The organism is Endozoicomonas sp. Mp262 (assembly GCF_025643335.1).
In the GTDB taxonomy this organism is placed as follows: Bacteria; Pseudomonadota; Gammaproteobacteria; order Pseudomonadales; family Endozoicomonadaceae; genus Endonucleibacter.
This window is the reverse complement of record NZ_CP092489.1, coordinates 2227455-2240000: the sequence shown is the minus strand read 5'-3', so window position 1 is coordinate 2240000 and position 12546 is coordinate 2227455. Positions and strand designations below refer to the sequence as shown.

Annotated in this window: 7 protein-coding genes (1 of these 7 cut by a window edge); 1 reads left to right on the top strand and 6 read right to left on the bottom strand. The window is 46.1% G+C overall.

Annotated features, from left to right (window positions below; all coding sequences use genetic code 11):
* From MJ595_RS09890 to dacB, 5 genes are all read right to left on the bottom strand, one after another.
* Positions 1-1549: the 5' portion of a Gldg family protein gene (locus tag MJ595_RS09890; RefSeq protein WP_263322157.1), read on the bottom strand. Its footprint begins 440 nt before the window's first position; the window shows 1549 of its 1989 coding nt (coding positions 1-1549); the start codon lies at positions 1547-1549; the stop codon falls past the left edge of the window.
* Between the two features lie 10 nt (positions 1550-1559).
* A complete protein-coding gene (locus tag MJ595_RS09885) occupies positions 1560-2294 on the bottom strand; it encodes an ABC transporter permease subunit (RefSeq protein ID WP_263322156.1) in 735 nt (244 codons plus the stop codon).
* Positions 2294-3286, bottom strand: coding sequence for an ATP-binding cassette domain-containing protein (locus MJ595_RS09880; RefSeq protein ID WP_263322155.1), 993 nt, complete (start codon positions 3284-3286; stop codon positions 2294-2296). The genes MJ595_RS09885 and MJ595_RS09880 overlap by 1 nt, the downstream gene beginning before the upstream one ends.
* Positions 3287-3637: 351 nt before the next feature.
* On the bottom strand, positions 3638-3862 hold the full coding sequence (locus MJ595_RS09875; RefSeq protein WP_263322154.1) for a hypothetical protein: 225 nt from the start codon (positions 3860-3862) through the stop codon (positions 3638-3640).
* A gap of 247 nt (positions 3863-4109) precedes the next feature.
* A complete protein-coding gene (dacB, locus tag MJ595_RS09870) occupies positions 4110-5558 on the bottom strand; it encodes a D-alanyl-D-alanine carboxypeptidase/D-alanyl-D-alanine-endopeptidase (protein ID WP_263322153.1) in 1449 nt (482 codons plus the stop codon).
* 582 nt (positions 5559-6140) lie between these two features.
* Between dacB and MJ595_RS09865 the strand changes: the two genes are divergently transcribed.
* On the top strand, positions 6141-8519 hold the full coding sequence (locus MJ595_RS09865) for an AAA family ATPase (RefSeq protein WP_263322152.1): 2379 nt from the start codon (positions 6141-6143) through the stop codon (positions 8517-8519).
* On the opposite strand, the gene MJ595_RS09860 is transcribed toward MJ595_RS09865, so the two are convergent.
* The gene (locus MJ595_RS09860; RefSeq protein ID WP_263322151.1) at positions 8516-12535 is read right to left on the bottom strand and encodes a hypothetical protein; all 4020 of its coding nucleotides are present in this window, start codon (positions 12533-12535) and stop codon (positions 8516-8518) included. The two genes, MJ595_RS09865 and MJ595_RS09860, sit on opposite strands and share 4 nt — an antisense overlap.
* Positions 12536-12546 lie beyond the last annotated feature (11 nt).

Below are 12546 nucleotides of genomic sequence, written 5' to 3'. Positions count from 1 at the left end.
TAGCAAAGGGCTGGACTATTTGCTGACCAAAGAAGCTGGTTTTTTGAACCCAAAGTCGATCGGTTAAAACATCCGTATCTGCCACAACAATAATATTAACAGGCTTAACTGATACGGAGAGGTGTTCAACCTTTAGCTTTCCAGAACCGTCACCTTGGTTATCGGCAACAGGAGTCTGCTCATTTTTAGACTCGGTTTTTTTTGATTTCTTGCTGACAGCTTTTGCATCCCCATCCTTTTTCTCAACTTTATCATCCCCTTTCGGTTCTGGCTCAGGAGGTCGGCCATCCGGGTATGCAGTTTTTACTGTCCCGGTTACTCGGGCAATCAAGGTGTATTGCTCCCCGGTTGGCTTAAAGCTTTTATAGAGATTACTGGGGTCAAACATCATTGAAAACGCATCAGCATCCATCAGCATAGAGTTAGTACTGGAGCGAAGTAGCGGATTAACCGTTGTCTCTCCTTCCTCCAATGAGTGGACAGCACCCGCAGTGGCGAAATTCACGCTATTAAGAGATGATGTTACAACATCCTCTTTATTGAAGTTATTTTCTCCATAGCCAAGAATTCCCAAATGCCTCACTGGCCTTCCTGAAGGAGAACCCACTGACAAGGCATTCGATGCATCAGCAAGCACTTTCTTGGGATCAACAGATATTCCCCAGGCTTTAAACAAAGGCTCAAAGCTGGATGATTTATCTCCTCCCATGCCCATCATCATGCCTCCCATACCTCCCTGACTCTCAGACTCCGCATTAGGGTCAACAAAAACCAGAGCATTGCCACCAGCCAGAACGAACTGATCAATGGCATAACGCATTTGGTCTGAAAGGTCTTTCGGATGGATGATTACAAGCAATTTCAGATCAGCAGGAAGTTCCCTGGCTCCAGGCTCAACGGTTGTAACGTCATAAAGCTGTTCCAGCTGGGAAATACTGGTCCAGGGACCGGTAGATTGACGGCTTGCCATATCAAACCCGCCATGTACCTGCAGGCCTGATATCAACCCCACTTTAGGCTTGGTTTTCTGGGTAACAGAGTAAACCAGCTTGCTGATATCATATTCCAGAAATCGTTCCTTATCCGGGTGAAGAAAGCTGATGACTTCATGCTTCCCTGAATCACCATCACTGGTGATAACAAGACCAAAATACGCTTCTTTTGCCCCTCCGCCCAAAGGAATGGCCTGAAGCCCATACTCCGCCGCTTTATCCTCATTTTCAGAAAATGGCTCAGGGTCAATAACCTCCAGTTTTAATTTGCCCCTTGAAGCTGCCACATATTCCTCTAGCAGCTCTGTGACCCTGCGCGCATAATTCCTGATAAATGGCAGATCCTGCGTTTGGCTATCAGAGTAAAAAAGCTGCAAAGTGGCATCACTTTCCAGGCCTTTCAATAAGTTATGAGTCCCTTGAGACAAGGTGAACAACTTGTCCTCTGTGAGATCAAGTCGAGCACCTTTAAATACCTGATTAATGGCAACAGTCAGCAGCAGTGTCAGCAGAGCCAGCACCAGCAACCCTGCCTTTGAAAACAGTCGTTGTGTCATGTCCGGCTCCTTAGTCCGCTTTTTTCATATCTATAGTGATAGCCGTAGCTACAAGCCACGCCAGAATCATAACGATAAAATATAAAAGGTCTCTTAAATCCAGTACTCCCTTACTGATCGCCTCAAAATGAGTCATAAAACTCAGGGCCGCCACAGCATCCACCAGCGACTGAGGTGCCCAGACACGAAATGCATCCAGCACAAGTGGGAAACCTGCTACCACAAAAAGGAAGCAAATAACCACAGTTACAATAAAAGCAATAACCTGGTTTTGAGTCATCGCAGACATACAGGAGCCAATGGCAAGAAAGCCACCCGCCATCAACCAACTGCCAATGTATCCCGCAAGAATGACACCATTATCCGGATTTCCCAGATAATTCACCGTTATCCATATTGGGAAGGTCAGCAACAATGCAATACCACTAAATACCCAGGCTGCCAGAAATTTTCCTAATACGGCCTCTTTAAGGTCGATAGGTAGCGTTAAAAGCAACTCAAGAGTGCCAGCTTTACGCTCTTCCGCCCAAAGCCTCATGCTGAGGGCAGGGATAAGGAAGAGATAAAGCCATGGGTGAAACGTAAAAAATGCTGCCAGATCTGCTTGACGAAGCTCAAAAAAACGCCCCAGATAAAAGGTAAAAACTCCCGTCAGCATTAAAAAGATAACAATAAAGACATAAGCCAGAGGTGTAGCAAAATAGCTACCCAGCTCACGTCTGAAAATAATACCTATGCTTTTCATTAAGCCACCCCTTCCTGATCACCACTAAAAGTCAGCTCTCTGAATACATCGTCAAGGCGACCACTTTCCATATAAAGTTCCCTTACCTCCCAGCCATTAGATGAAATCAGTTTGTTCACCGTATCAAAAAGATTAACAGCACCCTCTTCCTGGTTCTCTGGAATTAATGTATAGCGACCAGGGGTTCCAGGATATTCCTCAAGCCTTTTAACTCCCTTCAAACCAGCCAACTCATCCACCAGAGAGTCTTCTGAGCCAAGCTCAATGGTAATAGCCCGGTGATATTGTGAGCGTGCCTCCAATTCTGTAGGCGTGGAATCAGCCACAACCCGGCCATTTGCAATAATAATGGCCCGGGAGCAAACGGCAGTTACTTCTTCAAGAATATGGGTGGAGATAATAACGATTTTATCTTTGGAGAGGCTTCTGATCAGCTCCCTTACCTGGTGTTTTTGGTTAGGGTCCAAACCGTCCGTGGGTTCATCCAGAATCAAAACCCTGGGATCATGCAGGATTGCCTGGGCAATACCTACCCGCCGCTTAAATCCCTTGGATAAATTGTCAATAGGACGATCCAGAACAGCCTGAAGGGCGAGCTGTTCAACAACCCGGGTCACCCTCTGATCTTTTTCTTCGCCTTTGAAGCCCCTGATTTCAGCAATAAATCCCAGGAACTGGGATACCAGCATATCACCGTAGGCTGGAGCCCCTTCGGGCAAGTAGCCAATTAAAGACTTGGCTATCACAGGATCTCTTTCAATATCATGACCAAATAAGGAGACAGAGCCAGTACTCGGTCGAATAAAACCTGTCACCATTTTCATGGTGGTTGACTTTCCCGCGCCATTTGGCCCTAAAAAGCCCAGTACTTCACCAGGCCCCACCGAAAAACTGATCCCGTCTACGGCACAAAAGTCACCATAAGACTTTCGAAGATTATCGATTTTTATCATCGTCGTCCCAACCAGTTCCAAATCTCTGTAGATGAGCATTTAGCTTAAAAGAATATAGAGCTTGACCTTGGTATTTCAACATTAAAGTCAATAAAGAGAATCCAGGCAATAAACTTATGGGGTTGCTAAAGTTTATCCATCAACAGCCTCCACACCCGGATCATCGTTTTTCCCTCAGCCAGAAAGACAAGTACTGAGTAGAAAGTAGACCTGATGACCGAAGAGTCAAATGGATAAGTATCCTGAAAGCCAACAGCCTATGATCCAGCATTCTGACAGTTTACCGGACTCCACCAAATAAAAGGCTTTAACGCTCAATTTTACCAATGGCTTGGCTATTTATTTTCATGACATAGAATTAATACTGCTTTTCGGATTTTTTGCCCTGAATCAAGAACCTTTGTTGAACAGATTATTAATTAAATCAACCAGATTACCAACATCCTTAGGTGATAACTGGCTCCCTCTGTTTTTTTCCTGTTGCCTTTGTTGCTTTTTAACCTGAACCATCGCCTCATCAACTTTTTGCTTTATTTCCTCATCAGAAACTTGCTTATCGGAAAAACAATCAATTGAAAAAAACAGAAGTAAAATAGCAACCACCTGAACTTTCATAAAAACTCCTTACTTTACCGCATAAACAACCTATCCTGAATTAGACATTAACCTCAAATCTTTCGCATTAAGAGAGAGGAACTCATTCTGCTGAACGTCAACTCATAAATAGAGCCACCGTTCCAACAGGAATTCAAAATAAACTCCCTGCATGATTCTAGCTCAATATTCAAAGTACTGAGAAAAAAACACCCTCTTCAGTCAAATTGCCAAACAGATGATGTGTTGAAATGGGCTAAAAATTATATTACCTAGCACTATTGGCAAGTCTATCCATCAACTCATATCGAAATTGCCTAATGTCTTCAACCGGCGAACTAAAGCTTTCTCTGGCTGCCTTTTTCGGTGAAACAAGCCCATTAACCATCACCACAAATAGCAGAGGCTCACTGCCTGAAGGAAAGATATACCCCGCTACAGCACTGACGCCTTTCATCGTCCCGGTTTTAAACCATCGATCTTTATATGGCCTGTTAATAAGCCAGGGACTGTCACTCCCCCATTCCCGCCATGCCATGGCCAGCACATCTGCCAACGTCGATGCACTGATCAAGTTATAACGGGACAACCCGGAACCGTCGGCGATGTGACTATGGGACAAATCAATCCCCTTATCCCCCAGCACTTTAATAATGGCGTCAGTACCCCTTTCATAAGAGCCGGAAAACCCTGTCACTTTATGTCCCAGGGTTTTCATAAGACTGTCTGAAAACAAATTATCAGACCGCTCCAGAACAGGCTTGAGCAAACCAGCCAGGGAGTCAGACTGATGCTCAGCCAACAGCACAGGAAAGGATGCCCCAGGCTTCCCGATAACTATCCGGCCTCTATGCAGTAAGCCTTGCCCCTTAAGCATTGAAGCCATCTTTTTCTTCATGTAACGCTCATAGTGCTTAACCGCAAAGGCCAGTCTCAAGGGTTTCTGGCCAGGTTCAAGACATCCGGTCAAACGGTATTCATAATCGGAAGAGGGCCAGGCTTTTGGCTGGCATTGCAACCCATCCCGAGACTGTCGAGTGATAATCTGATTTTCTATCTTTTGAAAATCGCCTGGTTGATCGTACCGGATAATTGTTTTTTTGCCTTCACGTCCCGGCTTAAGCCAGGCATAAAAACAGTTTCGATCAAGAATCATGCCGGTTGACGGTGCGGCAAAGCAAATACCCAAGTCATTCCAGACCACCCCTTCCGCTTTTGGATAGCCACTAAATACCGTATCATCCAACCAGATATCCCCAACAATTTCCCGGACCCCTTTCTTTTTGAGGATCGCCAGCATCTCTTCAAGATGCCTGGATTTCAGAGAAGGATCACCACTAAAAGCTATAAGAATCCCACCTTTATATATCCTGGAGCGCCCAATATTCCTGCTCAACAAGAGGCGGGTCGGGTAGCGATAATCTGCCCCTAATTTATCATAAGCCGCGACAGTAGTAAGAATCTTTAGCGTACTGGCTGGAATAAGATTCAGGTTCCCGGCTTTATTAAAAACCACCTCTCCACTCACCGCTTTTTTTACAAGAACCGAGCTGACAGCACCCGGAGGCAACAGCTCAAGCAGCTGCTCAATTTGCCCTGAAAGGCTATTGTTTGAAACCCGTTTTTTCTCCGGGGCAGGTGTATGCATCAATGCCTTTACAGGGTATTGGTAACCAATACTCAAACAGACAATACAGATAATGCACAGCCTCTTCATAAGAAAAGCTCTCCCGCCAGATTCACCTCAAACATACTACCGCAATATCTGTGCAGTTTTTACTCTGTAACACAATGGCTACTATATAGCAGGCAAGCAGTGGGTTATTATTTAAGTTGTGACGCTGGTCAATTATGGGATATTCAAAAGTCGTTCCAAAAGTCTGCACGTAACAAGGATCACAGAAGTAGTTGCCAGGTAGCAGCATGACTTTTAGGGGCTGTTGACGTTTGCTCGTGTGCTCAGCCAAAACCAGCGGTTTCGTGGCTAGACGCAGTAGCGCAGGAAGACTCACGTCTTTCAAGCTACTGCAACGACGGCACGGAATCGCTGGTTGTGGCCCTTCGGGTGGCTCGTAAAGCGGCTTTCCGACTGCGTTGGACTGGCTTGACGTAGAAATAACTATGCCTGCACCAGTCCGTCCGGTGTGCCCCACTGGGTATTGCGGAAAACCGCTTTACGAACCACTGAGCTCACGATCAAACGTCAACAGTCCCTAAGACGGCTTCTCAACGTTAGACATGGCTGGCTCATTGCTGCCATAGTATGATCAGTTTAATTCTCCGGTAAGTGACAAGCTTCGTGAAAAAACTCAAACTATCTTCCAATCAGCTCATTGCAAAACAGCCGGTCAAGGATCTTGGGTTCAAGTCCACAGATGATTTGGACAAATATGCAGGCATCCTGGGCCAGGAACGCGCCACCAGTGCCATCAAGTTTGGCGTGGCTATGCACAGAGCTGGCTATAACATTTATGTCATGGGAGAGTCAGGTACTGGCAGAATGTCTTATTTGAGGAAATACCTTGAGACTGAAGCCAGCCGTCACAGCCCTCCCAGTGACTGGGCGTACGTAAATAATTTTGATAACCCTCGCCAGCCCAAAGTTCTTCAGCTTCCAGCGGGCCTTTGCAATAAATTGCAAAAAGATTTTGAACAGTTTATCGACAAACTGTTAATGACATTCCCTGCTGCGTTTGAAAACCCAACCTATCAGCAACGAAAAAGCATGATTGAACGTGACTTTAACAAGCGCTACGATCAGGCCATCGACCAGATAGAACAGGAAGCACTTAAAAGGGAAATTGCCCTTTATCGTGACTCCGGTTCATTAAGCTTTACCCCCATGAGCAAGGGCAAAGCCATGGACGAAACGGAATTCGCCCAGCTCCCGGATAAAAAGCGGGAAAAATTCAACAATAACATTTCCGAACTGGAAACCATGCTCAACGAATCGTTAGTTGAACTGCCTCAATGGAAGCGTGAATCTAACGAAAAGCTTCAGACCCTGAATCAGGAAACTATTGACCAGGCCCTTGAACCTCTTTTGAAGCCTCTGCTCAAAAAATACAACGACCAGGAATATATCATCACCTATCTGGGTGCAGTAAAACAGCACCTACATCGTTCAGTGGTTGAGTTACTTGCCGATGAGCGGGCAATGGAGTCCAAGGAAGACGCCAACAAACGGTCAACACTTGAAGAGTTGTACGCCCCTAACCTACTGGTTGCCCACTCTGATAAACCCAAGACACCCGTCATTTATGAGTCCCACCCGAATTATAAAAATCTGTTTGGGCGGATCGAATACTCCAGTGAAATGGGGGCATTAATTACCAACTATCGGCAAATCTGTCCCGGTTCTCTCCACCTTGCCAATGGTGGCTATCTCCTGCTAGAAGCTAACAAACTGCTGGAAGAGCCTTTCGTCTGGGAGGCACTGAAGAGAGCATTAAAAGAACAGCAATTAAAAATTGAGTCTCCTTATTCAGAAATGGGGCTACTTAATACAACCACCCTTACTCCGGAAACCATACCACTGGATGTAAAGGTGATACTGATTGGCTCCAGGGATATCTATTATATCCTGCAACAACTGGACAATGATTTTCATGAGATGTTCCGGGTATTGGTAGATTTTGATGACCAAATACCACGCTGTCCCGAAACCATCAGGGCCTTCGCTCAACTGCTGAAGAACAGGGCTGATGATGAAGGCTATCCACCACTAACCGCTTCAGCTATTGCCCGCATGGTAGAACACAGCTGCCGGTTAACGGAAAACCAACAACAACTGTCGGCAAAAATAGGTGATTTATTTGACCTGTTGGCGGAAGCTGATTTTATTCGCCAAGCGCAGAATGGTCGAAAGATCAATCACGATCATATTGATCAGGCTCTTCATGCCAAGGCCGAACGTACAGGCCGGGTCAGTGACCAAATTCTCCAGGACGTACTGGAAGGTAGCATTCTGATTGATACCGCAGGAGAAAAAGTAGGGAAAATCAATGGACTAACAGTGTTGTCTATTGGGGATACCAGTTTCGGCTCTCCCGCCCGCATCACAGCAACAGTGTATCCTGGCTCCCAGGGCATTGTCGATATTGAGCGAGAGGTATCCCTGGGACAGGCCATACATTCTAAAGGGGTAATGATTCTCACCGGTTATATGGGTAGCAAATATGCCCAACACTTCCCCCTAGCCATATCTGCCAGCCTCACCATGGAGCAATCCTATGGCTATATTGATGGCGATAGCGCATCAATGGCTGAGCTGTGCTGTCTGGTATCTGCGCTGACTGATACACCTATCAAGCAGTCTTTTGCTATCACAGGCTCTATGAACCAACACGGTGAAGTCCAGGCTGTGGGTGGTATCAATGAAAAAATTGAAGGTTTCTTTGACCTTTGCCAGGCCAGAGGTTTAACCGGTGAGCAGGGAGTGATCATCCCTGCTGCCAATAAGCGCAATCTGATGCTCCATCAAAAAGTCACTGATGCTGTAAAGGCTAAACAATTCAATGTCTATGCCGTCAACCATGTTGAGGAAGCACTGGAAATCCTGACCGGCCACAAGCCTGGCGCCCTCAATAGTAAAGGTGAATACAGCAAAAATTCCATTAATTACAAGGTGGTGAACCGGCTAAAGGAAATTGCTGAACTTTCCAAGGAAAGCCACTAACTGGACACATAAGAAGAGGGACCCTGCCAGCGGCCATCTTTTCTCTGGCCACCCGGGAGGCCCTCTCTCTGGTCTACGTGAGGTATTTCGTGATCTGAATAGCTCCGCTGAACCTGAGGCATTTCACCTAACAGTTTTGGCAACTGACCTTCAGGCATATCAATGCCGGCTCTATCAAGCTGGCCCTGAATCATTTTAAACCGCTCTTTTACACAATGCTCTGCGGCAACTTGCAAAGCACTTTGCTCCACTTCCAGAGCACGCTTCAGGCGCTGGTCATTGGCAAGGCTGCGCCTGGCCAGATCTTCATCCATCTTCTCTGCTTCACCCTGTTCCACAGTGACCAGGTGACTGACAGCATTTCTTAATAGCATATCAACCGTTTCTGAAACCTGTTTTGCACACTGCTTTTCCATCCGTTCTGACACAACCTTTTCAGCCGTTTTACGGGCTTTTTCTACTTTTGTATCTTCGTCCAGGTACTGCCTGCAAAGTACATCTCCCAGCAATAATGCCATTTGATAATCCTGTAACCGACGACGAATATCCGCTGGCTTATCAAGCCGAATCACCTGCGCTTTTTTATTGCCACCTGTGGTCTCATTGCCTTCATCAGGCATGGAAGTAGGGGCTGGCATTGTTATGTGGCCGGTATCCCAATCCATTTCAACACCCAGTTGCTGGGTCAACTCTTCCTGAAGCATTTCTAAAATAATGAATACATTATAAGACAAGTGTTTTTCATCACCTGATAACAGTCGCTTTACAGAGGTATCCAGATTCAATGCATCCAGTCTGGCACGACATAACGAAGCATCTGCCGGCATCTCTTTAATAAACTCGCTGAGCGTCTTCCAATCCTGAAGCTTTTGATGGAGTTGCCCGGCCTGCTGATTCAGCTCTGTACCATCATCGGGCAGCAGTTTATCCACAACCGCCATTACCTCGGTAGCCTGCTCAGGACATGATCCCAGAAAGTGTTCCCAATATTGGATATATGCCTGCTGACAGGTTTCCCTAGCCATAGCCAGATCATGTTGGGCCTTGGCCCAGGGGTTAGTTCTCAGCTTTTTGCCGATGCTGCCACCCAGATCAACCTTAAGCTGACTCAGCTGGTTTTTAGGGTCATCCTTTAATTCACATAACAGGTTCTTTACCACCATTGCAGGAGATTCAAGGTTTTCCGCATACATCAGTTTTTGGGCAATAGCATGGGCAGCATACAGGAAAGGTGCTCCAAAAGGCTGACCTGCTGCAAGGGAAGCCAGTAGTGTAGGAATACTGAAGCTGGTAACCATAACGACGGTTGCCCAGGAAGCAGATGCTACTCCCAGGGCAGCAGCAAAGCCTCCGGCCGTTGCTGCACTCAGGGCCAATACCCCAACAGCACCACCGACGATCAAGCCCACCTTGCCAAACTCAAGGGCAAGCCTTTTACCACTGCCCTGACCATGCCAATACTCTTTGATAGCCTGGGTTAAGCGGTTATAACGGAAAACAAAGGGCCTCATCAGTTCACTGTTTAAAAAACCGGTTTTCAACAACGATGTTCCCTTTACGGTATCCGCCAGCATATTCGCTGACCTGCGCATGGCATCCATTCTTACCATGGTTTCAGCAGGCCCATGCTGAAGGGTTGAAAGTGCCATATGCAATGTCCGAACCTCATCGTCTGACATCACCCCCACATCATGCTGTATTTTTTGAACACCCCATAATTCAACGGCTCCTTTTGCCCCTTCATAGGCGGCATTACCCAAGTTCCCCACCGCCAGGTTTTTACCCACATTGACCACCACCTTGGCAGCCTGCAATGTTGAAGGTGCCTCTTTAAGCATTTCACACAGAGCATACATCCTTTTGACGGACTCCCTTTCCTTAGAAGAAAGCTCCTGAAACTCTCGATAAGGTTCAGAGAAACGTTCGTTAACATAGCTTTGAGCGGTTTCCCCCCAAGCTCTCCAGTCCAGTTGTTCAAAAAGCCGTCCCAATACAGAATTGTCCCCGAAAACCTGTTTAACCATAGCGGTGCTCTGGGCAATATCCCCCATCATATTTCTTGCCATACGAGGCTGACGCTTCATTAGCGCTTTAAAATCCTCAAAAAACTCTTTACTTAAAACGCCACTGACTTGTTCACATACACCATTTTTAACGTTCAATAGATCCCATAGCAGCTTGACAGGATTGCCCCGATCCTTATACAACCGGTCACAGGCCTCTTCTCCAACGATCCCAAGCTTGCCTGTCGCACTATATAAACGACTGAATATTTCCTGTTTTTCTTGCTGATAGTCATAGCCATCCAGTAATAGTTGATGCTTGAGTTTCAGCTTACGTAGCCTCATCTCTACAGGCTCCTCATTCCCCTGTAAAACCTTAGCACCAACCTGCCACCAGCGACCCACCATGCCTTTATCATGGTTCCTCAAAGCCACAGGACCCGACCGTTTGTGATCAATGGTGGTTATAACACGGCATATCTGATCAAGACGTGCTGTGGTATCCTGGCTGCTATCTTCAGAAACAATATGATGTCCATAGCTGAAAAGAAGCTCCATCTGGGCATTGAATACCAGACTGCTGGCCTCAGCCTCGGCAGTGATAGACACATCCCTCACAGGTTTGGTTTTCAACTCAGCCAACTTTAAGTTCGCTTTGTTTAAAGCATCGAGTTTAGCTTTTAAGTAAGGCTGACTTTCGCAGTCTTCATAGGAAAGGATCGCTGCCAGAGGACTACTGTTGTACATTTCCCTGCCAAGCCTTGCCATCAGGGCTGAACGGATTTGGTCAACCCTTTCCAGCATTTCAGCACAGAGTTCATCGTTGTATTCGGACATCAATGACTGACAGTTGCCACACCATGCCAAATAACCCTTCGATTCGCTGGAATCCACGGCACCTGAATCCAGTTTGGCTTGCATGGTGTTGATGGCATGTTTGACATGAGTAATAGCCACGCCTTTTTGCAGGGAGTGCTTTAAAGCTTGATTGTCTTCAGCTTCTAACCATGAAGTTAACGCTTCGGGAGAACCGCTGTTTTCTGCCAATCCCTTCTCAAGTGCTTGCGAATTTCCATTATGACCCCAGCCTTCACGAATACCGGCAGTTAGCCAGCGCATTGCCAGCCCGAACATTTCCGGAATTTTTATAAAACGGGCATATAAACCACTGGCGATGTCTTCCCCCAGATTCCGGGCAAGAACTGTGGCGCTTGAACCGTCCCTTAAAGCTTGTAACGCATACCTCTGCCTTTCTATTCGATAGGCCTGAATTCGCTGATCAAGAAACGCCTGCAACTGCCCCTTAGAGCTTTTATGAATATCTGAACGCTCCGGATCAACAAAATCCATAAAGTCATCATCAAGCAGTTCTTTATCAAAAAACTGTTCAAATGCTTTTGCATCTTTTTCAGGGTTAAATAATAAAGCCGCCTTACACAAATCCTCATAGGGTGTTTTACCATATTGCTCTTCATGATCCCTAAGTGCCTTAAGCAGCTCTTTCATCTTTGCAATGGAATCACTCTCGGAAAGGCTTTCATCCAGTTCATTTAAACGTCGATTCAATTCATCAATTTGAGTATTAGCCCTTTCCCGATCACCAACCCAGGTTCCAACGTCTTTTTTAAGCATCTCCAGTCTATATTCTATAGTCTGTAACATGTCCTCCGGATGACTTTTAAACAAACTTAACAATAAATCAGGGTGATCCATTAAATACTGTTCCGGGTTTTCCACGGATGCTTTAATGTCACAAAGTATATCTACGAAAGGTTTACTATCATCTTCAATTGACTCATAACTTTCCTGTCTTTCGACACTTCGTCCCTGTACCTGTTTATCGGTATTCACTTCACCACTCTCCCTGGGTATTGAAGAGGTGGCTTGATCCTTCCTTCTTAGAGAAGCCCCAAGAAACTGCTTGACGCTGTTTCCTACAGATGATGATCCACTAACCTGCTGGCGAGGGTTATGACCTCCAACAAATAGCCTGCCAATAAAATCCATCATCATGCTTACTCCTT